Source organism: Nonomuraea sp. NPDC000554, assembly GCF_040300065.1.
Classification (GTDB): domain Bacteria; phylum Actinomycetota; class Actinomycetes; order Streptosporangiales; family Streptosporangiaceae; genus Nonomuraea.
Window position 1 is genome coordinate 58,408 of sequence record NZ_JBEPDC010000011.1, and the last position, 26,748, is coordinate 85,155.

Genomic DNA, 26,748 nt, shown 5'->3' on the forward strand with positions numbered 1-26,748 from the left:
GGGGCGAGTCGTCGTTTGGCATCCTGCACATGTGGTGACATCGGTGGGATTCGACCTGGACATGACATTGGCAGACACGCGATCGGGCATCGCGGCCGTATACGACGAGCTGGCCGCGCGACTCGGCATCGACATCGACAGCCAGGCGATCACCGCCCGGCTCGGCCCGCCGCTGGAGTACGAGCTGGCCAACTGGCTGCCGCCGGAGGAGATTCCCGCGGCGGCGGAACTGTTCCGGCAGATCTACCCCGAGTACGGCGTACCGGCGCACACCGCCATGGAGGGAGCGCACGAGGCCGTGGAGGCCGTGCGGGCCCAGGGCGGCAAGATCATCGTGGTCACCGGAAAGAACCGGCGCGACGCGACCAGCACGGTCAATCTCCTCGGGCTCCCTGTTGACGAGATCGTCGGCTCGGTTTTCGGCGCCGCGAAGGGTTCGGCGCTCGCACGTTTCGGTGCGTCCGCCTATGTTGGTGACCACGTCGCGGACATCGAGGCGGCGCGGGCAGGAAACGCCGTCAGCGTGACGGTCGCGACAGGCCCCTACACGGTAGGAGAGCTGCGTGAGCACGGAGCCGATGTGGCGCTGACAGACCTGACGGAATTCGCCGACTGGTTCGCCGAGTGGCGCCGACGCGATGAAGTCCGGTAATTGACCGGAAATTACCCGGTCGCTTGTGCGCCTTCCTGGGCATAACCTACGTCCATCATCCTTTTCGACTGTTTGAACGAGGTCTCTCCTGTGCCGAGTGGCAAGGTCAAGTGGTACGACGCCGACAAGGGTTTCGGCTTCCTCACCCGCGACGACGGTGGTGAGGTTTTCGTGCATTCCTCCGCGCTGCCCGCCGGCGCCGGGCCGCTCAAGCCTGGCCAGAAGGTGGAGTTCGGCGTGGCCGAGGGCCGGCGCGGCCAGCAGGCCCTCTCGGTGCGGATCCTCGACCAACCGCCGACGCTGGCCAAGCCGAAGCCCAAGGCCAAGCGGAAGAAGCCGGACGAGATGGTCGTCATCGTTGAGGATCTGATCAAACTGCTCGACGACGTCTCGACGTCCTACCAGCGGGGCAAGCACCCGGACGCGGCGCACGCCAAGAAGATCGCGCAGGTGCTCAGGGCCGTCGCCGACGACCTCGACGCCTAGCCGTGCGGGTTGGTCAGCGGTTTCGTCGGGTCTAGGGAGTCCGAGCGCGGCTCGCGCACGTCGGGCTCCGTCCGGTCGTACGGGCTCGGCTCGCGCACGTCGGGCTCCGTCCGGTCGTACGGGCTCGGCTCGTGCGGGTTCGGCTGGTGTGGAGGTGGCTCGTCCGGGCCGGCGGCCGTTTGCCCGGACAGGTCGGGTTCGCGTTGGTCGTGCGCGTCCGCGCGGACCCTGGCGTCCGCCGCGCGGACGCGCTTCCTCCTCCTGACGACCAGCCAGCCCAGGCTGACGGTCAGCACCACGGCCAGCGTGACCAGCCCCGCCAGGCTGTTCTCCGCCAGCGACAGCACCAGCCCGACCAGCCCGCCGAACACCCAGGCGAGCTGCAAGACCGCCTCGACCACGCCGAACGTGGACGAGCGCACCTCCTCGCCGATCTCGCGCTGGACGATCGCGTCGAGCGCGAGCTTGCCCAGTTCCTGGGCGAACGCGGTGATCAGTGAGAGCGCGACCGCGGCCCACAGGCCGAAGAAGACGGCCGTCGCGATCGTGGTCGCGCCGGTCACGGCCAGCGTGAGCAGCACGATGAGCTGGGGCGCGTGGTTGCGCGTCCAGTTGGCGACCGCCGCGCCCAGCAGGCCGCCCAGCCCGGCCGCCGCCGCCAGCACCGCGATCGTCTTCGGGACGTCGAAGAACGGCGCGCGCTCCGACAGCCACGGCACGCCCTTGTCCTGCACCAGGAAGAGCATGAAGAACAGCAGGAACCCGGAGAACAGGCGGATGGCCACGTTCGCCCAGACCGCCTCGGCCACCGCCGGGCCCACGTTGAGCAGGGTCCGCCAGCGCGGCGGCCTGCCCTCCTCGGCGTCCACGTCCTCCAGGTCGGGCGAGTCGACGTGCCGGGGCAGCCGCAGGGAGACGACGCCGACCAGGAGGAACACGGCCATCGCGACGCGCAGCGTGACGGCGCTGCCGAGCCACGCGGTCAGGCCCGCGCCGATGGGCACCGCCACACCCGCCGACACCAGCGAGAACAGCGCCACCCGCGCGTTGGCCGACACCAGCGTGATGTCGGCAGGCAGCACGCTCGGCATGATCGCCGCACGCGACACGTTGTAGGCCTTCGACAGCACCAGGACGCCCAGCGCACCGCCGAACAGCGTCACCAGGTCGCCGGGGCCCACGGCGGCGGCCATCGCGAAGCAGAGCAGGCCGCGGCCGAACAGGGTGCCGGCCATCACGTAGCGGCGTCCGGACCTGAACCGGTCGAGGATCGGCCCGACGAACGGCGCGAGCAGCGCGAACGGCAGCATCGTGATGACCAGGTAGAGCGCCACGGGCCCGCGCGCCTCGCCGACGGGGACGCCGAAGAAGACGGTGCTCGCCAGCGCGACCGTGACCACCGCGTCGCCCGCGCTGTGGCCGGCGGTGAGCTCGATCAGGCGGCCGAGCCCGGTGCGGTCGGCGCCGTTGGCGTGGGTGAGGCGGCGCGTGGCCCTGCCGACACCCCGGGCGCCTCTGCCGACGCTCCGCGCCCCCCTGGCGGTGGCCACGCTCGCGCGCTTGGCGCCGCTGGCGGTCGCCCGTGTGGCGCGCGCGGTCGCACGGCCGGCGTCGGCGACTCCGTGCCCGACGCGGCGTGACATGTGCCGCCAGCCACTCTCCACGCCTACCAGTCTTACCCGACGCGTTCGGGATCTAGGAGGCGGATCGGGACGCGTGCGCTTTCTGCTCCCGCTCGTGGGCATTGCCGCAAGTCCGGATTTATGAGTTTTAAGGACCATTTGAGGACGTGGAGGCGAAATCGTGATGTGTGCGTATTCGGCGATGATCGTGGGTTCCGGAGGCGTGATCGGGCTGCTGCGCCATTCGGTCCTGGCGTGGCAGACAGGACCCGTGTGACCTCGGGTGCTGCCATGGATGAGGCGGCAACGTGAGATCTGTGTGCCTACGGAGCTCGGCATGTGGGCATCTTCAGGTCCCGCCATGGGTGAGAATGAAGTGTGAGCGAACAGCACCTTTTGGCGGAGGCGGTCTCATGACCCGCACTCGGACCCGCGTCTCCGCGCCCGACCAGGCCTGTGTCGCCGCGGTGGAGCTGGCCCGCGCCGCCGCCGAGGAACTCGCGCGTCCTGGCGAGCCCGGCGAGCACCTGGGCTACGAGGGCGAGGGTGACCGGATCGTCACCCACTACTTCGCCTGCCTCGACCGGGCCTACCGCGGCTGGCGCTGGGCCGTCACCGTTACGCGAGCCTCGCGGGCGAAGAAGGTCACGGTCAGCGAGGCCGTGCTGCTGCCTGGCTCCGGTGCGCTGCTCGCCCCCGAATGGCTGCCGTGGAGCGAGCGGCTGCGTCCCGGCGACCTCGGCGTCGGCGACCTGCTGCCGACGCCGGAGGACGACGACCGGCTGGCGCCCGGCTTCACCGAGACCGACGACGACGTCGATCGCCAGACGGTTTTCGAGTACGGCCTGGGCCGGGCCCGTGTGCTCTCGGCCATCGGCAGGGACCGGGCGGCCAGGCGCTGGCACTCGGGCGAGCACGGGCCGCACACTCCGATCGCACACGCCGCTCCCGCGCAGTGTTCCACCTGTGGGTTCTACTGGCTGCTCGCGGGTGGGCTCCGGCAGACGTTCGGGGTCTGCACGAATGAGTACGCGCCCGACGACGGCCGCGTGGTCGCCGCCGACCACGGCTGCGGCGCGCACTCCGAGGCCGCGGTCATGCCGCCGCCGATGGAGGCGGCCACCCCGATCCTCGACGACCTGGGCTTCGACCTGATCGAGGAGGAGGCGGGCTCGGTCGACGAGTCGGCCAGCGAGGAGCTCGGCCACTCCTGACGCCGGGCGTCCAGGCCCACTGTCGGCCGTGGGCGTCGGCGCGGTGAGAGCGTGGTGTCGGCCGTGGGTCGGCGCTGCGGAACGTGGTTTCGGTCGGCGGTGAGTGACGGTTCGGTCCCGCGCTGCGGGGACGTGGCGTCGGCTGCGGTTTCGGTCGGCGGCGCGGGAGCGGTGAGTGACGGTTCGGGCCGGTGCTGCCGGGAATGTGGTGGTGGCTGCGACCGGTGGTTGCGACCGGCGTGGCCAGAGCGTGGTGTCAGGCGTGGGCTGACGGTCCGATGCAGGGCCGGGGCGTTCGGTCGGCGTCGCACCAGTGTGGTGCCCGTCGTGGGTGCGGGTTTCGGCCGCGACGGTCCGCGCGGGCCGTGAACGTCGGTCGGGGCCGCTAGCCTACGGTGACCCCCTACCCACAACGAGGATCGTGATCGATGACCGACACCTTTGGCACCGACCGGATGCGCGCCGCGGTGCTGGCCGCGTGGGCGGCGTCGCCCGCCAGGTTCCGCGAGGACGCCAACGCCGAAGAGGACTTCGCGCTCGGCGGCTACCGAGACCGGCTGATCGTCGAACTGGCGCAGAACGCGGCCGACGCGGCGCTGCGCGCCGGCGTGCCAGGGGTGCTCAGGCTCACGTTGCGCGACGGCGAGCTGACGGCGGCCAACACGGGCGCCCCGCTCGACGCCACGGGCGTGGAGGGTCTGTCGACGCTGCGTGTCTCCGGCAAGCGCGACGAGGCGGGCGCGGCCGGCCGTTTCGGCGTCGGCTTCGCCGCGGTGGTCTCGGTGTGCGACGCGCCGGTGATCGGGTCCCGGGAGGCCGGGGCGGTCCGGTGGTCGCGCGAGGAGACGTCCGCGGCGGTGGCCTCGATCCCGGCGCTGGCGGGTGAGCTGGCCGACCGGGCCGGTCACGTCCCCCTGTTGCGTCTCCCGTTCGCGGCCGACCCGCTGGACGTGCCCGACGGGTTCGACACGCTGGTGCGGCTGCCGCTGCGCGACGAGGCGGCGGAGGCGGCGGTCCGGCGCATGCTGGAGGAGACCAGCCCGGCCCTGCTGCTGGGCATGCCCGCCCTGACCGCGATCGAGATCACCCTCAACGGCGAGTCCCGCACCGTGGTGGCCGACGGCTGGCACGTCGTCTCCGAGTCGGGCGAGTTCACTCCCGAGCAGGTGGCGGCCTTCTTCGCCGACCGTCCCACGGAGGAGCGGGCCCGGCCGTTCTGGTCCGTTCGCTGGGCCGTCCCGCTGGCGGGGGCGTCCGGCGCCGCCGAGGTGGCGGAGCCGGGGCCGCTGCCCTCGGCCGTGCCCCCCGTGGTGCACGCGCCGACGCCGAGCGACGAGCCGCTCGCCCTGCCCGCGCTGCTCATCGCGTCCTTCCCGATGGCGACCGACCGGCGGCACGTGGCGAAGGGCCCGCTGACCGGTTTCCTGGTCGAGCGGGTCGCCGACGCGTACGTGCGGCTGCTCCGCGAGTTGCCTGCCACGCCGAAGCTGCTCGACCTCGTCCCCGCGCTCATGGGCAAGGGCGAGCTCGACGCGCGCATCCGGCGGGCCATCCTGGAACGGCTGCCCGACACTCCGCTGCTGCCCGCGCTGTCCGCTCCCGCGCCTGCGGTGCAGACCCCGTCGTTCGCCGACGCCGAGGTCTACGAGCCCGACGCCGAGTGGCAGGTCGAGCACCCCGCGCGGGAGCCCGAGGCGGGCGTCTGGCTGGTCGCCGGGCGCGAGGCGGCCGTGGTCGCCGGGTCGGGCGAGCTGCTTGAGACGATCGCCGAGATCGTCCCGGGGCTGCTGCCCGCCGGGTGGCCCGCCAGGCATCCGGCCATGAACGCGCTCGGAGTGCGCAGGGTCGAGCTGTCCGAGGTGGTCGACCTGCTGTCGGGCGAGGTGGTCGAGGGCAGGGAGCCGTCCTGGTGGCGGTCGCTGTACGAGGTGCTGCCCGCCGACGACCCCGAGGCGCTGGGCGCGCTGCCGGTGCCGCTGGCCGACGGACGGCTGGTCCGCGGTCCGCGCGGCACGCTCATCCTGGAGCTCGGCGGCGCCGCCCGGCTGAAGGCGGCTACCGGGCTGGGCGCCTCCGCGCCGGCCGGGGCGGGGCTTGATCTTGCGCCGCTCGGGTTGCGGATCGTGCATCCGGAGGGGGCGCACCCGTTGCTGCTCCGGCTCGGGGCCGCCGAGGCGACGCCGCGGACCGTGCTGGAGGATCCGCTCACGAAGGCGGCTGTCTCCGAGTCGCTCGACAGCCCCGATCCCGAGCCGGTGGCGCGGGCTGTGCTGTCCCTGGTGGAGGCGGCGGGCCTGGTGCCGGGCGAGGCGCCGTGGCTGGCCGAGCTGGCGCTGCGCGGCGCCGACGGCGAGCTGTACCCGGCGGGCGAGCTCATGCTGGCCGACGGGGAGCTGGCCGGGCTGCTGGAGCCCGACACCCACCTCGGGGTGGCCGCGTCCGAGCTGGAGGAGGCGTACGGGGCGCGGGTGCTGGCCGCCGCCGGAGTGCTCGACGGGTTCGCCGTGGTGCACGACTCCGACGTGCTCCTCGACCACGACGACTGCGACCACGACCTCGACGGAGAGGACGACTGGCTCGACCACGTCCTCGACCTGCTGCCGGAGCTCGACGTGCCGCCTGTGGTGCCCGAGTTCGTGGCGGTTCGCGACCTTGAGCTGGTCGCCGACTGGCCCGCCGCGCTGGCGTTGCTGACCAGGCCGCCGCTGCGGGGTGCGCTGCATCCGCTGCGCGTCGAGGGCGTCGAGGTGCCGTCCTACACCGCGTGGTGGCTGGCGCGCCATCCCGTGCTGGGCGGGCGCAAGCCGGGCGAGCTGCGGCTGCCCGGCGCCGACCCGCTGCTCCAGGGCCTGTACGGCGACGCGCCCAGCGGGCTCGACGAGGCGGCGCTGGCGATGCTCGGCGTCCGCACGACGCTGGCCGATCTGCTGGCGTCCCACGGCGGCCCGGAGGAGCTGCTCGACCTGATGGCCGACGAGTCGATCGAGGTCGACAGGGCCCAGTTGCGCGCGCTGTGGATGGCGCTGGCGGGGGTCGAGGCGAGCCGGGTCGCGCCGCCGTCGCGGGTGCGGGCGGTGCTCGGCGGCGACATCGTGGTGGCCGCGGCCGAAGACGCCGTGGTGGTGGAGGCGCCCGACCTGCTCCAGCTCGTCACCGACCATCCGCTGGTGCTCGCGTCGTACGACCTGGCCGAGTCGCTGTCCGAGCTGCTCGACCTGCCGCTCGCCGGTGAGATCGCGCAGGGGCAGGTGACGTCGGCGGGCGAGGTGCGGCAGGTGCCGCCGGAGGTGCGCTCCCTGCTCCCCACGGCCCCCGAGACCTACGTCGAGCACGAGAAGCTGCTGGTCGACGGCGTCCCCTGCACGTGGCGGTTCTTCGAGGGCGCCGTGCACTGCACCGGTCCCGAGGGGTTGGCGCGCGGGCTGGCCTGGGCCACGGGGCAGTGGAACGACCGGCTGGCGGTCGCCGCGCTGCTGCGCGACCCCTCCGCCGTCCCGCTTCTGCTGGCGGAGGCCGACCTGTCCTGACCCGCTCCCCGCCCCTTGCCGATCAAGGGGCGGGAGCCTGCGCTTGTCAGATCTTGCCGCTCAGGCGGCTGCGGCCGGGGCTTGCCGTTCCGGTGGTGGTCAGGGGCGGGAGGCTCGTCGGCGGACGAACCAGAGGCCGAACAGGCCGAACCCGACGCCGGTCGCGCACGTCCAGATCCACCAGGTGTTCTCCGGTGCCGGACGGAAGATCAGGAGAACGACCAGGGCGACCGCCCACAGGGCGGTGCCGACGGCGACCGCCGCCGTGTCGTTGGTCTTGATCGGCTCTGGATCGGGGTGCCACTGCCGCTTCACGCGATCCAGCCTAGCTTCCAATCAGGTCTCGATCCGATTACCGGCTCTTTTCGCAGATGAACCCTTACTGCCACTCTTCGCGCGTGAGTGACACAAATAGTGCAATAGACCGCTTCTTCTCCATCACCGAACGAGGCTCGACGATCTCCCGCGAGGTCCGCGGCGGGCTCGCCACCTTCTTCACCATGGCCTACATCGTCGTGTTGAACCCGCTCATCATCGCCACAGGCAAGGACGCCCACCAGCAGTTCATCGGCGACGGCTCGACGTTCGACATCCCCCTGGTGGCGGCGGGAACGGCGTTCCTCGCCGGGGTCCTGACCATCCTCATGGGCGTCGTCGGACGGGTGCCCTTCGCGATGGCCGCCGGGCTCGGCCTGAACGCCTTCGTCACCTTCACCATCGCTCCCAAGATGAGCTGGGAGGAGGCGATGGGGCTGGTCTTCGTGGAAGGCGTGATCATCGCCATCCTGGTGCTGACCGGGTTCAGAGTGGCGGTCTTCAACGCCATCCCCGGCCAGTTGAAGACCGCCATCAGCGTGGGGATCGGCCTGTTCATCGCGTTGATCGGCTTCGTGGACTCGGGCTTCGTCCGCAAAGGCGCGGGCACGCCGCTGGAGCTGGGCATCGGGGGCAACCTCACGTCCTGGCCGATCTTCGTGTTCGTGGTCGGGTTGCTCATCACCGCGGCGCTGGTGGCCCGCAAGGTCAAGGGCGCGATCCTGATCGGGATCGTCGGGACCACCGTGCTTGCCGCGGTCGTCGAGCTGCTCGCCAGCCCTGGCAAGGCGTCCCCGGAGAACGCGGGCGGCTGGATGCTGAACGTGCCGACCGTGCCGGAGAAGATCTTCGGGTTCGAGAACCCGCTCGTCCTGTTCAAGGAGTTCGACCCGATCGGCGCGTTCACCCACGGCTCGGTGCTGCTGGCCGTGCTGTTCGTGTTCACGCTGCTGATCACCGACTTCTTCGACACCATGGGCACCATGGTCGGCGTCGGACGCCAGGCCGGGCTGGTCGACGAGCAGGGCATGCTGCCGCGCACCCGCCAGATCCTGCTCGTGGACTCGATCGGCGCGGCGGCGGGAGGCGCGGGCTCGGTCTCGTCCAACACCACCTACATCGAGTCGGCGGCCGGGGTCGGGGAGGGCGCGCGCACCGGGCTGGCCAGCGTGGTCACCGGCCTGCTCTTCCTGGTGGCGATCTTCTTCGCGCCGCTGGTCGAGGTCGTGCCGTACGAGGCGGCCGCGCCCGCGCTGGTCGTGGTCGGCTTCCTGATGATGACGGCCATCCGCGACATCGACTTCACCGACTACGACACCGCCATCCCGGCGTTCCTCACGATCGTGGTCATGCCGTTCACCTACTCGGTCTCGAACGGGATCGGCGCGGGCTTCGTCAGCTACGTCCTGATCAAGGCGGTGAGGGGCAAGGCCCGTGCGGTCCACCCGCTCCTGTGGCTGGTCGCCGTCCTCTTCGCGGTCTACTTCGCCATGGGCCCCATCAAGGTCCTCCTCGGGCTGGGCTGACGTTCGGGGCACCGGCGAAGACCGGTGCCCCGGAAGCACGCCGGATCAGACCCACTCGAAGGACTGGTTCCAGCCGCCGTGGCACCTCCACATTTGCATCGGCGTGCCGTTCGCGTGCTGCTTGTCCGTCGCGTCGAGGCACTTGTGGTTCATGCGGCTGCGGATGGTCTGGTAGCCGGACCTGCCGTACTTGGAGCCGCCCAGGTACCACTGCTGGTTCGACCGGCCGCTGCACTTCCACAGCTGGACGGCGGCGCGGTTCTTGCCGTTGAAGTCCCTGATGTCGAGGCACTTGCCGTTGAGTGCGCTGCGGACGCTGCCGTCGGCGTTCATGGTCCAGAGCTGGTTGGCGTTGTGGTTGCACTTCCACAGCTGGACGGTGGCGCCGTTCTTGCCGTTGAAGTCCCGGACGTCCAGGCAGAGGTTGTAACCGGAGATCTTGATCCGCTTGGGGGCGGAGGCCGCGGCCGGGGCGGCCATGAGCGCGACTCCCGCAGCGGCCGCGGCGATCATCACGCCGACTTTCGTTAACGACATCGTTGCCCTCAGTTCATCGTCGAGCCATCTCGTGCTGTACGTGAGATGCATTCAAATGCGAGGTGGTTCGAGGTGTTCTGCACCGGCTTCGGCCAGGGGCTCGACGAGGTGTCCGTGGCCTCGCGGCCCGGGTAGGGTCCGGGCAGCAGGTGGCTTCCCATGGGCACGGGTGCGGAACGCGGCTCACTGGGTACCGAAGAGCAAAAACTGACCTAGGGAAATATCTTGCGATCGTCTATAGTTAGCAAAGGTAATGACTCATGCTAACCAAGAACCAGCACCCCAAGATGGACCTGCGCAGCGACGCAGGCCTGGCTTCAGCCCTGCGCGTGTCGCTGGCGCGGCTGACCAGGCGACTCCGACGACAGGCGGCAGCGCACTCGCTGACTCCCACACAGTTCGCGACGCTCGCCGCGGTAGAACGGCATTCCGGGATAACCCCCGGCGAATTGGCCGAGCTCGAGAAGGTGCAGCCGCCCTCGATGACGCGCGTGATCGCCACGCTCGAGGAACGCGGCCTGGTCTCCCGTACCCCGCACCCGGCCGACCGGCGACAGGTGACCGTGACCGTGACCGAGGCCGCCCAGACCCTGCTGAAGGAGGAGCGACGCCGCAAGGAGGCGTGGCTGACCCAGCGGCTGAAGGAGCTGACTCCCGAGGAGCGGGCGATTCTCCGGCAGGCGGCACCGATCCTGGAGAAACTCAGCAAGATCTAGAACCCGAGGAACCCGGCACCGGAATGTTCCGGTCACTCAGGGTTCGCAACTACCGCATGTTCGCAGCCGGCGGTGCCGTCTCCAACGTCGGTGGCTGGCTGCAACGCACCGCCCAGGACTGGCTGGTGCTCGACCTGACCCACGGCAGCGCTGCGGCGCTGGGCACCGCGACCGCGCTGCAGTTCCTGCCGATGCTGCTCTTCGGGCTGTTCGGCGGCGTGCTCGCCGACCGCTACCCCAAGCGGCCGATCCTCATCGCGGCGCAGTCGCTGATGGCCGTGCTGGCGCTCACGATGGCCGTGCTCACGATGACCGGCAGCGCCCAGGTATGGCACGTGTACGTGATGGCGTTCACGCTCGGCATCATCTCCTGCGTCGAGGTGCCGACCAGGCAGGCGTTCGTGGTCGAGATGGTCGGCCGTCGCGACCTGTCGAACGCGATCGCGCTCAACAGCTCCAGCTTCAACCTGGCCCGCGTCGTGGGCCCGGCCATCGCCGGCGTGCTGATCTCGCTGCTCGGCAGCACGGGCCCGATCTTCCTGATCAACGGGCTCACCTTCGCCGCCGTGATCTCCAGCCTGGTCTTCATGCGGAAGTCCGAGCTGAACCCGGCCGAGCGGGTGCCGAGGGCCAAGGGGCAGCTCCGCGAGGGTCTGCGCTATGTGATCGAGCGCGAAGAGCTGCTCATGCCGATCCTGCTGATCGCGTTCGTGTCGATGTTCTCCCAGTCGTTCTCGATGTCGATCGCGCTGATGGCGCGCGAGGAGTTCAAGGCGGGGGCCTCCTCGTTCGGGCTGGCGTCCAGCATGTTCGCGGTCGGCGCGCTGGGTGGCGCGCTGCTCGCCGCGCGCAGGGCCATGCCGTCGCGCAGGACGCTGATCGCGGGGGCGATCGGGTTCGGGCTGTTCCAGATCGTCACGGGGCTCTCCCCGTTCTACCCGGTGTACCTGCTGCTGCTGATCCCCACCGGCATCGCGCTGATCACGATCAACACCGCCGCGAACGCGAGCGTGCAGCTGGCCACGTCGCCCGACATGCGCGGCCGGGTCATGGGCATCTACATGCTGGTCTTCACCGGCGGCGCCCCCGTCGGCGCCCCGCTCATCGGCTGGCTGTCCGACCTCGGCGGCCCCCGGATGGGCGTCATGCTCTCGGGCGTGCTGGTGCTGGTGGGCACCGGGCTGGCCGTCCTGATGACGAGAATGATCGGGGCCCGCACGGCCAGACCGGCGCTGGCAGTGGCCTGAGTCAGACACAATCGGTTGGCATGAGGCTCTTCACGGCCCTGCAGCCGCCCGGCGAGGTGCTCGACGAGGTCGAGCAGGCGATCGCGCCGCACGTCGGGCGGGTGCCGGGCCTGCGCTGGCCGGACCGCGCCACCTGGCACATCACGCTGGCCTTCTTCGGCGAGGTGCCGGAGGGGGCCCTGCCCGACCTGGAGACCCGGCTGGCGCGGGCCGTGCGCCGTCACGACGTCCTGGACGTGGCCTTCACCGGGTTCGGCGGATTCTCCTCGGCGGGACGAGCCAGAGTGTTCTGGGCTGGTTTGTCGGGGGACCCGATGAACCGGCTGGTCGACTCGCTGCGGGCGGCCGGCCGGCGGGCCGGCGCCGCGCACACGGATGAAAAGCGATTCCACCCACATCTGACGCTTGGACGCGCTAAAACTGAGGTGGATCTCCGCCCGCTGGTTGAGTCACTCTCCGGGTTCAGCGGCTCTGTCTGGCGGGCGGAGGCCGTTCACCTCGTACGCAGCCATCTCGGAGCGCAGGTGAGGTACGAGTCACTTGCGAAATGGGCGCTATCACCTGTTCGGCGGGATTAGGCTCCAGGTCGTGGACCGTCCTCGCTCCTGGCTGCTGCCCATCGTGCTCGGCCTCCTCCTGCTGATCGTGCTCGTCGGCGCGCTGCTGACCTGAGTTACCAGGCGTAGTCCTCCGGCGCGGTGCGGTGGCCGGGGAAGATCTCGTCGAGGCGGGCCAGCGCCTGGTCGTCCAGCGTGATCTCCAGCGTCCGCATGCTGCCGTCGAGCTGCTCCATGGTGCGCGGCCCGATGATCGGGGCGACGACCGCCCGCTGCCTGAGCAGCCAGGCCAGCGCCACGTCGGCGGGGTTCTCGCCCAGCTCGTCGCAGAACTTCTCGTACTGCTCGACCTTGTCGCGGTGCTTCTCGAGCTGCTTGACCATGGTGTCGCTGGCCGAGCGGCCCTTGTCGATCTTGCGCAGCACGCCGCCGAGCAGGCCACCGGCCAGCGGGCTCCAGGGGATCACGCCGAGGCCGTAGTCCTCGCACGCGGGCAGCACTTCCAACTCGACCGTACGGGTCAGCAGGTTGTAGTGACTCTGCTCGCTGACGAGGCCGAGCGTGCCCCGCTTGGCGGCCGTCTCCTGCGCCTTGGCGATGTGCCATCCGGCGAAGTTGGACGAGCCGACGTAGATGATCTTGCCCTGCTGGCGCAGGACCTCCATCGCCTCCCAGAACTCGTCGAACGGGGTGTCCCTGTCGACGTGGTGGGCCTGGTAGATGTCGATGTAGTCGGTCTGCAGGCGCTTCAGCGAGGCGTCGCAGGCCCTGCGGATGTTGAGCGCGGACAGCTTCTGGTCGTTGGGCCAGTCGCTCATCCCGCCGTAGAGCTTGGTCGCGATGACGGTCTTCTCCCGGCGTCCGCCGCCCTGGGCGAACCACCGGCCGATGATGTGCTCCGTGATGCCCTCGCCCAGCTTCCATCCGTAGACGTTGGCCGTGTCGAAGAAGTTGATGCCCAGCTCGTGAGCCCTGTCCATGATCGCGAAGGAGTCCTCCTCCGTGGTCACCGGGCCGAAGTTCATGGTGCCGAGGCAGAGCGGGCTGACCTGGAGCCCGCTGCGTCCGAGGTTCACGTAATCCATGTATCCGACCTTAAGTACCTGGAGTGCGCTCCAGGCTAGTAGGGTCGTCTGGGTGATTCTGTGATCATTCTCCTCCGCTCGGCGGTGCCGCTGTTCCTCTCGATGGTCACCGGCATGGTGGGGTCGCTGGTGGTCACGTCCGTGCTGGGGCGGCACGCGACCGTCACGCTGGCCGCGTTCGCGGTCATGACCGCCGTGCTGAACCCCGCCTCCACCGCCGTCGCGGGCGCGCTGCGCGGCCTGTCGCCGTTCGTCGCCCCGCATCGCGACGACCCCGCCGCCGCCCTGCCGATCCTGCGTGACGCGCGCTGGCTCAGCCTCCTCGTCGGCTTGGCGGGCGCGCTCGCGGTGCTCTGCGTGCCGCCGCTGGCCAGGGTCTCCGGCGTGCCGGAGGAGGTGGTGGGCGAGCTCGGGCCGCTGCCCTGGCTGCTCGCCCTCTACCTGGTGGTCTTCGCCTCGGGCGGCGGCGCGACCACCGTGCTCGTCGCCATCGGACGCAGCCGCCAGGTGCTCTGGTCCAGCCTGGCCAGTACGGCGACCGTCATCGTGCTGTCACTCGTCCTCGTGCCCCGGATCGGGCTCACCGGCATGGGCGTCGCGGACCTCGCCTCGGGCGTCGCCGGGGTCGTCATCTCCAACCTCTGCCTGCGCCGCGCGCTGCGCAGGCCCATCGGGCGGGGGAGGCCGCGGTTCGCCGAGATCATCCGCCTGGCCAGAGTGAGCCTGCCGCTCGCCGGCACCGTGCTGATCAAGTTCGGCACGCTCGGCGTGATCACGTTCGCGGCCACCACGACCAACACCCGCGACGCCGCCGCGCACGCCGTCCTCAGCACGCTGACCGGGTTCACCATGCTCGCCTCGCTGGCCGTCGCGCAGGCGTCCGTGCCCGAGATGGCCAGGGCCGTCGGCGCCGCGGCCGTGCGGCGGGTCAATCGGACGGCCGCGCTGCTGGCCGTCTCGGGGGCGTCCGTCGGCGCGCTGGCGCTGCTGGTGCTCGGCGACCCGCTGATCGGGCTGTTCAGCGACGATCCGGCGGTCAGGGCCAGGGTGCTCGCGCTGGTGCCGCTGATGCTGCTGTCGTCCATGGCGGACGCCGCCCAGGCCGTGCAGGGCTTCGGGCTCACCGCGCTCAAGCGGTCGGGCGCCAGCCTCGGCTACTTCGCCATCGGGTACGGCCTGCTGGCCGTGGCCGCCGTTCCCGTCGCCGCGACGTGGGGGATCACCGGGCTGTGGGTCGCCATGGCGGCAGGCAACGCGCTGCTGGTCGTGCTCCAGGGCGCCGGCTTCCACCGGCACAGCGCGCGGATAGACGCGGACCCTGTTGGGGCATGATGGCGGCGTGGGGGATGTCCTGATTCGAGCGCTTGCGGTGGCAGGCGTGACGTGCGTGCTCTCGGCCTGCGTGCTCCCGGGAACGCCGGCCGCCGCCGACGACGGCACGCGGAAGCTGTTCACCTTCCGCGACCCGCGGATCACCGAGTCGAGCGGGCTGGCCGTGTCGCCGACGCGTGACGGCATCTACTACACCCACAACGACAGCTCGGCCGAGCCGGTGTTCTACGCCGTCGGCGAGGACGGCAGGACCAGGGCGACGTACCGGCTGCAGGGCGCGCAGGCGCGCGACTGGGAGGCCATGGCCGCCAGCAAGGACCCCGAGACCGGGCGCGGCGTGCTCTGGTTCGCCGACATCGGCGACAACCTCGACGGCGCCTGGCCCGACGTGTCCGTCTACAAGGTCATGGAGCCGACCAGCCTGCACGACGCCACGCTGCCCGCCGTCCGCTACCGCTTCAGGTACGAGGGCGGCGGACGCAACGCCGAGGGCATCATGGTCCACCCGCGGACCGGGCGGCTGTACGTGGTGTCCAAGGAGTTCTCCGGGTCCGTCTACGAGGCGCCGAGCCGGTTGCGCACGAGCGGGACCAACAAGCTGCGCAAGATCGGCTCGGCTCCGATCATGGCCACGGACGCCGCCTACGCGCCCGACGGGTCCAGCTACGTCATCAGGACGTACTTCTCCGCCACCCTCTACCGGCCTGACGGGCACACGATCGCCAAGCTCTCGATGCCCGAGCTGAAGCAGGCCGAGTCGATCGCCTACACCCGCGACGGCAAGGCGCTGCTGACGGGCAGCGAGGGCGTCGACAGCCCCGTCTACCGCGTCCCCCTTCCTGACGCGGAGCAGCGCTCGTCCTCGCCGGAGCCCACGCTCAGCCCCGCCGCCGACCGGGCCGACGCCCGGAAGTCTCCCGACGTCGCGGTGGCCGCCGAGTCGGGCGGGCTGACGGGCCGGGACATCCTGATCTGGCTCGCCGCGGCCGCGGGCGCCACCGGCGTCATCGTCTTCCTCGCCCGCCGCACCCGGTAACGCCCCCGCCTTCCTCGAGCGGGCAGCGGCGGCGGGCACGCCCGCGGACCTGTGTGTGTTGCCGTCTGGGCGATCTGGGTGGGTCTGACGTAATACCTGGTCAATTGACCAAGATAAAAACTGTACAGCTGTTGAGTTCTCTTTGCTGCCACTTTACTCTCGGGTCTGAGGCGCGCGAAAACCCCGCGTGCGCCGACGGAACGGGAGACACGGAATGCTGAAAGTGATCGGCGCGGGCTTCCCGCGCACCGGAACCAGCTCGATGAAAGCCGCACTGGAGCGGCTGGGCTTCGGCCCGTGTTACCACATGTTCGAGATCCTGACCCACCCCGAGCACGTCGAGCGGTGGCTGCCCGCAGCCTCCGGCGAGCCGCTCGACTGGGAGCAGGTCTTCGCCGGCTACCAGTCAGCCCAGGACTGGCCTGCCAGCGGCTTCTGGCGCGAGCAGGCCGCGGCCTACCCCGAGGCCAAGGTCGTCCTGACCGTCCGCGACCCCCAGCGCTGGTACGTCAGCATGCAGAACCTCATCGACAACGGCCCCCGCCGGGCCTTCGCGGCGGATCCGTCGCAACTGCCGGAAAAGGCGATCGCCGTCTTCACGGCGATGGGGAAGATGGGCCCGGTGCTGGACAGGATCGGGCGGAACGCCTTCGGTGACGCCTGGAACTTCGAGGAGGGCATGCCCGAGGAGAAGATCGCCATCGAGGCGTTCGAGCGGCACGTGGACGCCGTGAAGGAGAGCCTGCCCGCGAACCGGCTCCTGGTGTTCGACGTGCGTCAGGGATGGGGCCCGCTCTGCGAGTTCCTCGGCGTCGACGTACCCGACGGCGAGCCGTTCCCGCATCTCAACGACTCCGAGTCGATGAGCCGCATGTTCCAGGAGCTGGTGGCGGGAGGCGACATCGCCTCCGCCTTCCCGCGGAGCCACTAGGTCAGCGCCGCCTCCTGCCAGGCCGCCGATCCCAGTACCATCGGGGGCCAGCAGGAGGTGGTGATCCATGTCGGCAGCCGAGATCGCCGCTCGCTCCCCGTCCGAGCAGGCGGGTGAGGCGGAGAGCAAGGGGCGGCGCACGCGGCGCCGGATCCTGGAGGCCGCCCGCCGGACCTTCGGCGAGCTCGGCTACGAGCGGGCCACCATCCGCGCGATCGCCGCCGAGGCGGGCGTCGACAAGTCCTCGGTCATCCAGTACTTCGGCACCAAGCAGCAGCTCTTCCGCGAGTCCCTCGACTTCTGCGTCGACGTCGGCTCCCTGGCCGACGACGACCCGGGCCGCTCCGCCGAGAACTACCTGCGTGCCATGCTCGAACGGTGGGGCACCGCCCCCGACGGCCCGATGGCCGTGCTCCTGCGTACCAGCCTGACCAGCGAGGAAGCCGCCCAGATGCTGCGCGAGCACGTGACCTCGGAGGCGATCGACCAGATCGCGCCCGGGGTGAGCGGGCCCGACGCGCGGCTGCGGGCGGCGCTGGCGGGTGCGGTGATGTTCGGCATCACCGTCCACCGCCACCTGCTCCGCATGCCCGACCTGGCCGAGGCCGACCTGGACGACGTCCTGCGGCTGGCCGTGCCGCTCGTCCGCGCGCTCCTCGACGCCGAGGCGGCCGCTCCCTGACCTCAGGGCCGGCGGCGCAGGGTCGCGGTGAAGCCCTCGCCGCGCAGGGCCCGCTCGACGACCTCGATGGAGCGGGCGAGGCGCACCAGGCGGGGGCCCTCCTCGCGGTAGGCGTCGAGCACCGCCTCTATCGCGTGCGGCGGCAGATGCTCCTTGAGGTCGACCGCCGCGTTGCGGTAGCCGGTGCGCGCCGCCTCGGTGACCGCGTGGACGTGGTGAGCCGCCATCCGGGCCAGGGCGATCGGGTGGCGGCGGAGCACTTCGTAGGCCCGGTAGTCGGGCGGGACGGCGTCGAGCAGCCAGGCCACGGCCGAGTTCTCCCAGTCGGGGACACTCGGTGGCCGCACCTCGACCGGCCACTCCGGCGGGACGTACATGCGACCATCGTACTCATGTTCGAGTCTCGCGCCGAGAGTGGTTGAAGGCTGTCCCAAGTGAGCGCTAGTTTGGCGAGCATGCGCGTCTTGGTGACCGGTGCGTCGGGATTCGTCGGGTCGCACGCGGTCGCCGCGTTGCTCGCCGAGGGGTATGAGGTCCGGGTTCTGGTGCGAAATCCGGAAAAAGCGCGACGTGTTCTGTCGCGGCTGGAATCGGCGGAGCGGTTGGGAGCCGACGGGTTGCGGGCCGGGGACGTCCGGGACGCCCGTGCGGTACGGGAGGCGCTCGACGGCTGCGACGGCGTGCTGCACGCCGCCGCCGACATGGGGGTCACCGGGCGGGACGCCGACCTGCGGGGGGCGAACGTGGCCGGGCTGCGCAACGTGCTCGGGCAGGCCGTCGAGCTGGGGCTCGATCCGGTGGTGCACGTCTCGACCGTGGCCGTGTTCGTGCCGCCCGCAAGCCCCGTCATCACCGCAGAGAGCCCGCTGGCCGGTCCGCGGAACGCCTACGGCCGCTCCAAGGTCGAGGGGGAGCGCTACGCCAGGCAGCTGGACGGGGTGACCATCGTCTACCCGGGCGGCGTCGTCGGGCCGGGGCAGCCGACGCTCGACGCGCTCAACGAGGGCATCAGGGCCGGGATGCGGTGGGGGTGGCCGGTCGTGCCGGGCGGGGTGAGTGTGCTGGACGTCCGCGATCTGGCCGTCGCGCTGGCGCGCTGCTTCGAGCCGGGGAAGGGCGACCGCCGCTACCTGCTCGGGGGACATTTCGTGAAATGGGCGGAGATGGCGTCCCTCTGTCGGCAGCTGACCGGCCGGAAGGCGCGGACGTACCGGCTGCCCGCCGCCCTGCTGCGCGGCGCGGCGGCGGCACTGGACGGGCTCAAGGCCGCGCGCGTCAGGATCGACTACCCGCTCACCCGCGACGCCGCCGACTTCATGCTCACCCTCGTGCCCACCGACGACCGGCCCGCGCTCAAGGAGCTCGACCTGGTCCTGCGCCCGGTGGAACAAACCGTTTCGGACACATTGCGGTGGTTGGTCGCCGAAGGGCACCTCGATCGCCGCAAAGTCGGCAGACTGGCTGCGTGACAGAGAGGATTGGGGTCGTCGGCGCGGGCATCGTCGGCCTGGCCGTCGCGCGCGAGCTGGGCGGCCGCGGCGCCGAGGTGACCGTGCTCGACAAGGAGGACCACGTCGGCGCGCACCAGACCGGCCACAACAGCGGCGTCGTGCACGCGGGCATCTACTACCCGCCGGGCTCGCTCAAGGCCAGGCTCTGCCGCGAGGGCGTGGCGCTGCTCAAGGAGTACTGCGCCCAGCACGGCCTGCCGTACCAGGAGGTCGGCAAGCTGGTCGTGGCGAGCACCCGGGCTGAGCGGCCGATGCTCGCCGCGCTGGCCGAGCGCGCCAGGGCCAACGGCGTGCCGGGCATCGCCGAGCTCGACGCGCTCGGGCTGCGCGAGGTCGAGCCGCACGCGGTCGGCGTCGGCGCGGTCCACTCGCCGCACACCGCGATCACCGACTTCCCCGCCGTCGCGCGCAGGCTCGCACTGGACGTGGCCGCGCAGGGCGGTTCGGTACGGCTCAGCCACCGGGTCGGGGCGATCAGGCAGACGTCCAGGGGCGTGGAGGTGCTGGCGGCCGGGCGGAGGTTCGCCTTCGACCGGCTGGTGGTGTGCGCGGGGCTCGGCACGGACGCCGTCGCCAGGATGGCCGGCGACCCGGGCGACCTGCGGATCGTCCCGTTCAGGGGCGAGTACTACGCGCTGGCCGGGCAGGCGAGGGAGCTGGTGCGCGGGCTGATCTATCCGGTGCCCGACCCGCGCTACCCGTTCCTCGGCGTCCATCTGACCCGGCACATCGACGGCGAGGTGCTGGTCGGGCCGAACGCCGTGCTGGCCCTCGCCTACGAAGGCTACAGATGGCGAGATATCCGGAACATTCCGCAGATCGCCGCCTGGCCGGGCACCTACCGCATGGCCAGGAAGCACTGGCGCACCGGGATCAAGGAGGTCTACGGCTCGCTGGCCAAGCGCGCCTTCCTGCAGGCGGCCCGGCGTTACGTCCCGGAACTGACCGCCGCCGACCTGCGCAGGGCCGAAGGCGGCGTGCGCGCCCAGGCCGTGGCCAGGGACGGCCGCCTGGTCGACGACTTCGCCGTGGACGTCCACGGCGGCATCGTGCTGGTACGCAACGCGCCCTCCCCGGCGGCGACGTCCAGCCTGGCAATTGCCCGGCACATCGCCGGAATTGTCCCAGCACTGGTCCGATGAGGGCATGCTTAGGGGTGATGGAAGCGCGCCTGCTGATCGTCGAGGACGACCCGAACATCCTCGAACTCCTCGCCGCGAGCCTGAGGTTCGCGGGTTTCGACGTGACCACCGCCAAGAGCGGCCTGGACGCCGTCAACGCCGTGCAACGGCACCGGCCCGACCTCGTCGTCCTCGACGTCATGCTGCCCGACGTGGACGGTTTCGAGATCGTCCGGCGGATGCGCAGCGGCGGCATGCACACGCCCGTGGTCTTCCTGACCGCCCGCGACGAGACCGAGGACAAGATCCGCGGCCTGACGATCGGCGGCGACGACTACGTGACCAAGCCGTTCAGCCTCGAGGAGGTGGTCGCCAGGATCCACGCGGTGCTCCGCCGCACCAGCGGTGAGGTGCAGCCACCGCCGCCGAGGCTGACGTTCGCCGACATCGAGCTGGACGAGGAGAGCCACGAGGTCTGGCGCGGCGGCAACGCGATCGCCCTGTCGCCGACGGAGTTCAAGCTGCTGCGCTACTTCATGACCAACGCCGGACGGGTGCTGTCGAAGCCGCAGATCCTCGACCACGTCTGGGACTACGACTTCAGGGGCGAGGTCGGCATCGTCGAGTCCTACGTGTCGGTGCTCCGCCGGAAGATCGACAACCGTAGCCCGCGGCTCATCCACACCCTGCGCGGCGTCGGATACGTCCTGCGGCAGCCGCCGGGCCCGTGATGCGCGGCCTGCCGCTCCGGATCAAGCTGATCGCGGTGATGCTGGCCCTGCTCGGTCTCGGGCTGACCTTCATCGGCCTGGTCAGCGTGTCGGTGCTGCACGGCTACCTCCTGGACCGCGTCGACAGCCAGGTCAACCTGGTCTCGGTGCGGATGCACAAGAAGCTCGAGTACGACCAGATGCGGCGGGACAAGGGCAAGAAGCCGGGCGACAAGCCGCCGCTCATCGAGTCCGACACGATCGTCCTGATCAAGCAGCCCGACGGCAGGTTCACCCCGCTCCTGGCCGGCCGCGACGTGGACTTCAAGCCGCTGCCGGTGCTGTCACCCGCCCCCCGCGACGACACCTACACCGCCAAGGCCGTCAGCGGCGGCGGCGAGTGGCGGGTGCTCCAGATGACCACCCCCCGGTACACCTTCGTGGTCGCCGCCGACCTGGAGGAGGTCGACGAGATCACCAGGCGGCTCGGCCTCATCGAGCTGCTGGGCGGCGGCGGCATCCTGCTCATCCTGGCCGTGGTAGGCGTCACGATCGTGCGCAGGAGCATGCGCCCGCTGGTCGCGATCGAGCGCACGGCCGGCGCCATCGCGGGCGGCGAGCTGGGCCGCCGGGTGCCCGACGGCGACCCGCGGACCGAGGTGGGCCGCCTGGCCAGGTCGCTCAACGGGATGCTGGCCCAGATCGAGACCGCGTTCGCGGCCCGCTCCGCGTCGGAGGCCGCGGCCCGGCGCTCCGAGGACCGGATGCGCGAGTTCATCGGCGACGCCTCGCACGAGCTGCGCACCCCGCTGACCTCGATCCGCGGCTTCGCCGAGTACGCCAGGCAGAACCCGTCCGCCGACCCCGCCGAGCTGATGCAGCGCGTGGAGAAGGCCGCCGGGCGGATGAGCCTGCTCGTCGACGACCTGCTGCTGCTCGCCAGGGTCGACCAGGCCAGGCCGCTGCAGATGCGTCCCGTGGACATGCTGGCGCTGGCCGCCGACGCCGTCCAGGACGCCAGGATCCTGGCCCCCGACCGGGCGATCAGCCTGGACGTCGTCGGCGGCGCGGCGCTGATCGTCTCGGGCGACGAGGTCCGGCTGCGGCAGGTCGTCTCGAACCTGGTGACCAACGCCCTCGTCCACACCGAGGCGGGCACCCCGGTCACCGTCCGCGTCGGGGTGGCGGGCCGTACGGTGTTCCTGGAGGTGGCCGACAAGGGGCCGGGGCTCACACCCGACCAGGTCGAGCGGGTCTTCGAACGCTTCTACCGGGTGGACTCCGCCAGGTCCCGGCGCCGCTCGGGCGAGGACAGGGGCAGCGGGCTCGGGCTGGCCATCGTCCAGGCACTGGTGCGGGCGCACGGCGGCACGGTGCGGCTCGACAGCTCGCCGGGCGCGGGGTCGACGTTCCGGGTCGAACTCCCACTCGCCTTGGAGTAGACGTTCAGCATTTCCTCAGCTCTCTGGGTCAGTCTGGGAGGGTGAGCAAACCGGAAGCGCTGATCATGGTGGTGGACGACGAGCCCAGCATCAGGGATCTGCTGTCCGCGAGCCTGCGCTACTCCGGGTTCGAGGTGCTGACGGCGGCCGACGGGTACGAGGCCGTGGAGGTGGCCGAGCGGGTCGGCCCCGACCTGGTCATCCTCGACGTGATGCTGCCGGACCTCGACGGGTTCGAGGTGGCCAAGCGCATTACCGCGCCCGTGCTGTTCCTGACCGCCCGCGACAACACCGAGGACAAGATCGCCGGTCTGGGCGTGGGCGACGACTACGTGACCAAGCCGTTCAGCCTGGAAGAGGTGCAGGCGAGGATCCGCGCGGTGCTCCGCCGCACCCGGGCGGACGCCGTGCCGATGAGCCGCCTCAAGGTCGCCGACCTGGAACTGGACGAGGAAGCGCGCGAGGTGTGGCGCGGCGGACGGCAGGTGCGCCTCTCACCGACCGAGTTCAAGCTGCTGCACTACTTCATGTCCAACGCCGGACGGGTGGTGTCGAAGGCGCAGATCCTGGACCACGTGTGGAACTACGACTTCGGCGGCGACGCCGGCGTGGTCGAGTCGTACGTCTCCTACCTGCGGCGCAAGGTGGACGACGTGGAACCCCGGCTCATCCACACGCTGCGCAGCGTCGGTTACGTGCTGAGGGAGCCGCCCGCGGGCTAGCGTGGACGGTATGGATCTGCTGGGCGCGCTGGAAGGGCTGCGCCGCGAGCTGGACCGCGAGCTGTTCCCGCTCGCGATCGGAGAGGCCGCGGCGGACCGTCACGCGCTCGCCGAGCTGGCCGGGCAGCTCGACGACTACCTGCTGCCCAGGCTGCGGGCGATCGACGCGCCGCTGCTCGCCGTCGTCGGCGGGTCCACGGGGGCGGGCAAGTCCACCCTGGTCAACTCGCTGGTCGGAGCCGACGTCGCCGAGCCGGGCGTGCTCAGGCCGACCACCCTGGTGCCGACACTCGTGGTGAGCCCCGCCGACCACGACTGGTTCATGGGGCAGAACGTGCTGCCGGGCCTGTCACGGGCCACCGGCTCCGCCGCGGGGGCGCTGCGGGTGGTGACGTCCGGCTCGCTCGGCGCGGGGCTCGCGCTGCTCGACGCGCCCGACATCGACTCCGTCGTGACCGCCAACCGCGAACTCGCCGCGCAACTGCTCGCCGCCGCCGACCTGTGGCTGTTCGTCACGACCGCCGCCCGCTACGCCGACGAGGTGCCGTGGGGCTTCCTGCGCTCGGCCCGCGAGCGCAGCACCGCGCTGGCGGTCGTCCTCGACCGGGTGCCCGACGAGGCCGTCGGACCGGTCTCGCGCGACCTGCGACGCCTGCTGGTCGAGAACGGCCTCGACGGCACCCGGCTGTTCACCGTGCCGGAGGCCGCGCTGCCGTCCGAGCGGGCCCGGCTGCCCGCTCCGCTCGTCTGCCCGATCTCGGAGTGGCTGTCGGCGCTCGCCTCCGACGCGGCCGAGCGGTCCCGCGTCGTCCGGCAGACCCTGTCCGGCGCGCTCGACAGCCTCGCCGCCCGGGTGCCGTCGCTGGCCGACGCGGTCGTCCGGCAGCGCTCCGGGTTCGACGGGCTGCGGTCCATCGTGTCCGGCGCGTACGCGGGCGGGATGGCGGACTTCGACGCCGGCATGCGCGACGGGTCGCTGCTGCGCGGCGAGGTGCTGGCCCGCTGGCAGGACTTCATCGGCACCGGCGACCTGATGCGCTCCCTGGAGAGCCGCGTGGGACGGTTGCGCGACAGGATCGTCGGCTTCTTCACCGGGCAGCCGCCCGGCGCCGACCTGCGCGTCGCGCTCGAAAGCGGCGTGGAGACGCTGATCAGGGGCGCGGCCGACGCCGCCGCCGAACGCTCGCTCGACGGCTGGTCGGCCGCCCCTGGCGGGCTCGACCTGCTCGGACGGCTCGGCCCCGTCGAAGCGGCCAGGCTCGGCCGCGCCTCCCCCGACGTGAGCCAACGGGCCGAGGCGGCGGTGCGGGGCTGGCAGGAGTACGTCCTCGACCTGGTCAGGGAGGAAGGGGCCGAGAAACGGACCACCGCCAGGGTGGCGTCGTTCGGCGTCAACGGGGCCGGGCTGCTGCTGATGCTGGGCGTCTTCGCGTCCACCGGGGGATTGACCGGGCTCGAGGTGGGCATCGCGGGCGGCACCAGCGTCCTGTCACAGAAGCTGCTGGAGGCGGTCTTCGGCGACCAGGCCGTCCGCTCGCTGACCGTCCGGGCCCGCGACGACCTGCGCGAACGGGTCCGTGCGCTGCTGGACGAGGAGGCGGCGCGGTACACCGTCCTGCTGGACGCCGTCGAACCGCCCGACGGGACGGCCGAGGCCCTCCGCCAGGCCGCCACCGCGATCCGCCACCGCCATACCACGGCACGCCCGGCGACAGATGCGCTTGAGGGGGGCGAGGGGGCGCGCCCGACGTCGGCTGAGAGCGGTGACCCGGCCTCCGATCGGCCTGACGTCGACTCCTTGGGCGACCGGCGTGAGGGAGATCACGGGGACTTTGGGGGCCTTGGGGACCTTGGGGGCAGCCCGTCGCGCGACGTCGGGGATGACCGGGAGCGTCCCGCGCGTGACGTGGGGGATGACCGGGAGCGTCCCGCGCGTGACGTGGGGGAGGGATCGTGAAGCTGCTGCGCCGCAAGGAGGGGCCGTCCCTGGACACCCGGCTGGCCGCCCTGCTGGAAGCGGCCGAGCTCGGCACCGGACGGCTGCCCGAGACCGCTGTGTCGGCCGCGCGGGCGGTGGCGGAGCGGGCGGGCGCGCGGCGCGACCTGTCGGTCGAGCACACCGCGGTGGCGCTCGCCGGTGCCACGGGGAGCGGGAAGTCGTCCCTCTTCAACGCCGTGGCCGGGACCGATCTCGCCGCGGTCGGCGTCACCAGGCCCACCACCGCGACCGCCCAGGCCGCGCTCTGGGACGGCGCAGGCGCGGGGCCCCTCCTCGACTGGCTGTCCGTCCCCCGCAGACACGCTGCCGGCGACCCGGGTCAGCCGGGCCGGCCGAATGGCGGGCCGGACGCGCATGGTGAGCAGCCGGGCGACCTGTCCGGCCTGATCCTTCTGGACCTTCCCGACCACGACTCCATCGAGCTGGCCCACCGCCTGGAGGTGAACCGGCTGGTCGAGCTGGTGGACCTGTTGGTGTGGGTGCTGGATCCGCAGAAGTACGCCGACGCCGCCGTCCACGACCGCTACCTGCGCCCGCTGTCCAGGCACCGGGACGTCACCGTCGTGGTGCTCAACCAGATCGACCGGCTGCCCCGCGACGCCGTGAACCGCTGCCTGGCCGACCTGCGCCGCCTCCTCGACGAGGACGGCCTGGCCGGTGTGCCTGTTCTGGGCACCTCGGCGCGCACCGGCGCCGGCCTGCCGGAGCTGCGCGCCCTGCTGTCGGAGCGGGTCACGCACCGCAGGTCGTGGGCGTCCCGGCTGGCGGCGGACGTCGCCACCGCAGCCGACGCCCTCGCCGCCGCCTGTTCGCCCACCGCCTCCTCGCCCGGCATCGATGTCTCGGGCACTGGAGCTCTGGGCACCGGGCAGCCCGTGTCGGGCCTGCGGGCGGGACGGCTCACGGTGGCGCTCTCGGAAGCAGCGGGAGTGCCCCTTGTGGTCGAGGCCGTGGAGAGGGGGCACCGGCACCGGGCCGTGGTCGCGACCGGATGGCCCGTCACCAGGTGGCTGCGCCGGTTCCGTCCCGACCCGCTGCGCAGGCTCCGCCTCGGCACGCAGACCGGAGCGCTCCCCGAGCGCGCATCCGGGGAGGTCACCGGCCGAGGCATCAGGTCCGCGCGGTCCGGGGAGATTGCCCGGCGCGGCTCGGAGGGGGCTGGGCGTGACTCCCGGCGTTCGGGCGCGGGGGAGGTCGTCGGGCGCACGTCTGTGCCTGCCGCTTCGGCCGTCCAGAAGGCGCAGGTCGGCACCGCCATCCGGGACGTCAGCGAGCGGGCCGCGCGGGACCTTCCCGCGCCCTGGGCGGCCTCGGTGAGGGAGGTGGCCCGCTCGCGCACGGATGAGCTGGCCGACGCGCTGGACCGGGCCGTGGCCACCACGTCCCTGGGCGCGACCGGGCGTCCCCGGTGGTGGCGGGCGGTGGGGGCGCTGCAGTGGCTGGTGTTCGCGGCCATGGTGGCGGGAGCCCTCTGGCTGGGGGCGCTGTTCGGGATGGCCTACCTGAAGCTGCCCGAACCGCCGACGCCGACCGCGGGCGAGCTGCCGTGGCCCACCACGCTGCTGCTCGGCGGGGCCGTCGCGGGCATGCTGGTCGCTCTGCTGTCACGGCTGGCCGCCTGGGCGGGCGGCCGGCGCAGGGCCCGGCAGGCGTCCAAGGCGCTGCGGGCGAGCATCGCCCAGGTGGGTGACGAGTACGTCCTCGGACCCGTCGAGACGGAACTGGACAGGTACGCCCGCTTCACCGAAGCCCTCGCCCAGGCCCGCGCCTGACCCCGC

General features: G+C 71.6%; 24 protein-coding genes. 19 read left to right on the plus strand and 5 right to left on the minus strand.

The features are described from left to right. The first annotated feature begins 31 nt into the window (after positions 1 to 31). Positions 32 to 652 (plus strand): HAD family hydrolase, encoded by a 621-nt coding sequence (locus ABT294_RS21570; RefSeq protein ID WP_350807887.1) that lies wholly within the window; start codon positions 32 to 34, stop codon positions 650 to 652. Positions 653 to 742: 90 nt separating this feature from the next. Next, the gene (locus ABT294_RS21575) at positions 743 to 1,138 is read left to right on the plus strand and encodes a cold-shock protein (RefSeq protein WP_350807889.1); all 396 of its coding nucleotides are present in this window, start codon (positions 743 to 745) and stop codon (positions 1,136 to 1,138) included. Here the strand turns inward: ABT294_RS21575 and ABT294_RS21580 are convergent. Continuing rightward, complete coding sequence (locus tag ABT294_RS21580; RefSeq protein WP_350807891.1) at positions 1,135 to 2,802, minus strand: MFS transporter; 1,668 nt, start codon at positions 2,800 to 2,802, stop codon at positions 1,135 to 1,137. The genes ABT294_RS21575 and ABT294_RS21580 overlap by 4 nt on opposite strands. Positions 2,803 to 3,173: 371 nt before the next feature. Here ABT294_RS21580 and ABT294_RS21585 point away from each other — a divergent pair, with 371 nt between their 5' ends. Both ABT294_RS21585 and ABT294_RS21590 read left to right on the plus strand, forming a co-directional pair. Beyond that, positions 3,174 to 3,974 (plus strand): DUF3027 domain-containing protein, encoded by an 801-nt coding sequence (locus ABT294_RS21585; RefSeq protein WP_350807893.1) that lies wholly within the window; start codon positions 3,174 to 3,176, stop codon positions 3,972 to 3,974. Between the two features lie 428 nt (positions 3,975 to 4,402). Next, entirely contained in the window at positions 4,403 to 7,501 is a 3,099-nt protein-coding gene (locus ABT294_RS21590) for a sacsin N-terminal ATP-binding-like domain-containing protein (RefSeq protein ID WP_350807895.1), read from the plus strand. A gap of 99 nt (positions 7,502 to 7,600) precedes the next feature. Here the strand turns inward: ABT294_RS21590 and ABT294_RS21595 are convergent, their stop codons facing one another. Beyond that, positions 7,601 to 7,816, minus strand: coding sequence for a DUF2530 domain-containing protein (locus tag ABT294_RS21595; protein ID WP_350807897.1), 216 nt, complete (start codon positions 7,814 to 7,816; stop codon positions 7,601 to 7,603). 56 nt (positions 7,817 to 7,872) lie between these two features. On the opposite strand from ABT294_RS21595, the gene ABT294_RS21600 reads away from it, so the two are divergent. Beyond that, positions 7,873 to 9,342: an NCS2 family permease gene (locus ABT294_RS21600; protein ID WP_350807899.1), complete on the plus strand. Its 1,470-nt coding sequence runs from the start codon at positions 7,873 to 7,875 to the stop codon at positions 9,340 to 9,342. Positions 9,343 to 9,387: 45 nt separating this feature from the next. Here ABT294_RS21600 and ABT294_RS21605 read toward each other — a convergent pair whose 3' ends face one another. Continuing rightward, complete coding sequence (locus ABT294_RS21605; protein ID WP_350807901.1) at positions 9,388 to 9,879, minus strand: RICIN domain-containing protein; 492 nt, start codon at positions 9,877 to 9,879, stop codon at positions 9,388 to 9,390. Positions 9,880 to 10,139: 260 nt separating this feature from the next. Between ABT294_RS21605 and ABT294_RS21610 the strand changes: the two genes are divergently transcribed. From ABT294_RS21610 to thpR, 3 genes are read left to right on the plus strand one after another with little or no spacing between them, the layout of a single operon-like run. Continuing rightward, positions 10,140 to 10,595, plus strand: coding sequence for a MarR family winged helix-turn-helix transcriptional regulator (locus ABT294_RS21610; protein WP_350807903.1), 456 nt, complete (start codon positions 10,140 to 10,142; stop codon positions 10,593 to 10,595). Positions 10,596 to 10,618: 23 nt separating this feature from the next. Beyond that, positions 10,619 to 11,842: an MFS transporter gene (locus ABT294_RS21615; protein WP_350807904.1), complete on the plus strand. Its 1,224-nt coding sequence runs from the start codon at positions 10,619 to 10,621 to the stop codon at positions 11,840 to 11,842. A 20-nt stretch (positions 11,843 to 11,862) separates the two neighbouring features. Then, complete coding sequence (gene thpR, locus ABT294_RS21620) at positions 11,863 to 12,420, plus strand: RNA 2',3'-cyclic phosphodiesterase (RefSeq protein ID WP_350807905.1); 558 nt, start codon at positions 11,863 to 11,865, stop codon at positions 12,418 to 12,420. A 95-nt stretch (positions 12,421 to 12,515) separates the two neighbouring features. Here thpR and ABT294_RS21625 read toward each other — a convergent pair whose 3' ends face one another. Beyond that, entirely contained in the window at positions 12,516 to 13,484 is a 969-nt protein-coding gene (locus ABT294_RS21625; RefSeq protein WP_350807906.1) for an aldo/keto reductase, read from the minus strand. Between the two features lie 60 nt (positions 13,485 to 13,544). Between ABT294_RS21625 and ABT294_RS21630 the strand changes: the two genes are divergently transcribed. The 4 genes from ABT294_RS21630 (at position 13,545) to ABT294_RS21645 (ending at position 17,465) form a co-directional block, all read left to right on the plus strand. Next, entirely contained in the window at positions 13,545 to 14,816 is a 1,272-nt protein-coding gene (locus tag ABT294_RS21630; protein ID WP_350807907.1) for an MATE family efflux transporter, read from the plus strand. Positions 14,817 to 14,862: 46 nt separating this feature from the next. Beyond that, the gene (locus tag ABT294_RS21635) at positions 14,863 to 15,852 is read left to right on the plus strand and encodes a hypothetical protein (RefSeq protein ID WP_350807908.1); all 990 of its coding nucleotides are present in this window, start codon (positions 14,863 to 14,865) and stop codon (positions 15,850 to 15,852) included. A gap of 214 nt (positions 15,853 to 16,066) precedes the next feature. Further along, entirely contained in the window at positions 16,067 to 16,783 is a 717-nt protein-coding gene (locus ABT294_RS21640) for a sulfotransferase family protein (protein ID WP_350807910.1), read from the plus strand. A 67-nt stretch (positions 16,784 to 16,850) separates the two neighbouring features. Then, the gene (locus tag ABT294_RS21645; protein ID WP_350807911.1) at positions 16,851 to 17,465 is read left to right on the plus strand and encodes a TetR/AcrR family transcriptional regulator; all 615 of its coding nucleotides are present in this window, start codon (positions 16,851 to 16,853) and stop codon (positions 17,463 to 17,465) included. Positions 17,466 to 17,467: 2 nt separating this feature from the next. Here the strand turns inward: ABT294_RS21645 and ABT294_RS21650 are convergent, their stop codons facing one another. After that, entirely contained in the window at positions 17,468 to 17,842 is a 375-nt protein-coding gene (locus ABT294_RS21650) for a hypothetical protein (RefSeq protein WP_350807912.1), read from the minus strand. Between the two features lie 78 nt (positions 17,843 to 17,920). On the opposite strand from ABT294_RS21650, the gene ABT294_RS21655 reads away from it, so the two are divergent. From ABT294_RS21655 to ABT294_RS21685, 7 genes are all read left to right on the plus strand, one after another. Next, a complete protein-coding gene (locus tag ABT294_RS21655; protein ID WP_350807913.1) occupies positions 17,921 to 18,934 on the plus strand; it encodes an NAD-dependent epimerase/dehydratase family protein in 1,014 nt (337 codons plus the stop codon). Beyond that, positions 18,931 to 20,118 carry an L-2-hydroxyglutarate dehydrogenase gene (gene lhgD, locus ABT294_RS21660; protein ID WP_350807914.1) on the plus strand — a complete coding sequence of 396 codons (1,188 nt, stop codon included), beginning with the start codon at positions 18,931 to 18,933 and terminating at the stop codon, positions 20,116 to 20,118. The genes ABT294_RS21655 and lhgD overlap by 4 nt, the downstream gene beginning before the upstream one ends. Before the next feature lie 17 nt (positions 20,119 to 20,135). Beyond that, positions 20,136 to 20,828: a response regulator transcription factor gene (locus ABT294_RS21665; RefSeq protein WP_350807915.1), complete on the plus strand. Its 693-nt coding sequence runs from the start codon at positions 20,136 to 20,138 to the stop codon at positions 20,826 to 20,828. Continuing rightward, the gene (locus ABT294_RS21670; RefSeq protein WP_350808199.1) at positions 20,828 to 22,249 is read left to right on the plus strand and encodes a sensor histidine kinase; all 1,422 of its coding nucleotides are present in this window, start codon (positions 20,828 to 20,830) and stop codon (positions 22,247 to 22,249) included. The genes ABT294_RS21665 and ABT294_RS21670 overlap by 1 nt, the downstream gene beginning before the upstream one ends. Positions 22,250 to 22,314: 65 nt before the next feature. Continuing rightward, positions 22,315 to 22,971, plus strand: a complete 657-nt coding sequence (locus tag ABT294_RS21675) for a response regulator transcription factor (RefSeq protein ID WP_350808200.1) — start codon at positions 22,315 to 22,317, stop codon at positions 22,969 to 22,971. Positions 22,972 to 22,981: 10 nt separating this feature from the next. Further along, positions 22,982 to 24,928 (plus strand): GTPase family protein, encoded by a 1,947-nt coding sequence (locus tag ABT294_RS21680; RefSeq protein WP_350807916.1) that lies wholly within the window; start codon positions 22,982 to 22,984, stop codon positions 24,926 to 24,928. Continuing rightward, a complete protein-coding gene (locus ABT294_RS21685) occupies positions 24,925 to 26,742 on the plus strand; it encodes a GTPase (RefSeq protein ID WP_350807917.1) in 1,818 nt (605 codons plus the stop codon). Before ABT294_RS21680 ends, ABT294_RS21685 begins: the two co-directional genes overlap by 4 nt. Positions 26,743 to 26,748: the final 6 nt, after the last annotated feature.

What these genes read in the sequence shown, in the direction of transcription:
- thpR (WP_350807905.1), top strand. Translation starts at nt 11,863, where the DNA reads ATGAGGCTCTTCACGGCCCTGCAGCCGCCCGGCGAGGTGCTCGACGAG.
- ABT294_RS21600 (WP_350807899.1), top strand. Translation starts at nt 7,873, where the DNA reads ATGAACCCTTACTGCCACTCTTCGCGCGTGAGTGACACAAATAGTGCA.
- ABT294_RS21665 (WP_350807915.1), top strand. Translation starts at nt 20,136, where the DNA reads ATGGAAGCGCGCCTGCTGATCGTCGAGGACGACCCGAACATCCTCGAA.
- ABT294_RS21655 (WP_350807913.1), top strand. Translation starts at nt 17,921, where the DNA reads ATGCGCGTCTTGGTGACCGGTGCGTCGGGATTCGTCGGGTCGCACGCG.
- ABT294_RS21610 (WP_350807903.1), top strand. Translation starts at nt 10,140, where the DNA reads ATGCTAACCAAGAACCAGCACCCCAAGATGGACCTGCGCAGCGACGCA.
- ABT294_RS21625 (WP_350807906.1), bottom strand. Translation starts at nt 13,484, where the DNA reads ATGGATTACGTGAACCTCGGACGCAGCGGGCTCCAGGTCAGCCCGCTC.
- ABT294_RS21650 (WP_350807912.1), bottom strand. Translation starts at nt 17,842, where the DNA reads ATGTACGTCCCGCCGGAGTGGCCGGTCGAGGTGCGGCCACCGAGTGTC.
- ABT294_RS21615 (WP_350807904.1), top strand. Translation starts at nt 10,619, where the DNA reads ATGTTCCGGTCACTCAGGGTTCGCAACTACCGCATGTTCGCAGCCGGC.
- ABT294_RS21590 (WP_350807895.1), top strand. Translation starts at nt 4,403, where the DNA reads ATGACCGACACCTTTGGCACCGACCGGATGCGCGCCGCGGTGCTGGCC.
- ABT294_RS21670 (WP_350808199.1), top strand. Translation starts at nt 20,828, where the DNA reads ATGCGCGGCCTGCCGCTCCGGATCAAGCTGATCGCGGTGATGCTGGCC.
- ABT294_RS21605 (WP_350807901.1), bottom strand. Translation starts at nt 9,879, where the DNA reads ATGTCGTTAACGAAAGTCGGCGTGATGATCGCCGCGGCCGCTGCGGGA.
- ABT294_RS21675 (WP_350808200.1), top strand. Translation starts at nt 22,315, where the DNA reads ATGGTGGTGGACGACGAGCCCAGCATCAGGGATCTGCTGTCCGCGAGC.
- ABT294_RS21645 (WP_350807911.1), top strand. Translation starts at nt 16,851, where the DNA reads ATGTCGGCAGCCGAGATCGCCGCTCGCTCCCCGTCCGAGCAGGCGGGT.
- ABT294_RS21585 (WP_350807893.1), top strand. Translation starts at nt 3,174, where the DNA reads ATGACCCGCACTCGGACCCGCGTCTCCGCGCCCGACCAGGCCTGTGTC.
- ABT294_RS21680 (WP_350807916.1), top strand. Translation starts at nt 22,982, where the DNA reads ATGGATCTGCTGGGCGCGCTGGAAGGGCTGCGCCGCGAGCTGGACCGC.
- ABT294_RS21640 (WP_350807910.1), top strand. Translation starts at nt 16,067, where the DNA reads ATGCTGAAAGTGATCGGCGCGGGCTTCCCGCGCACCGGAACCAGCTCG.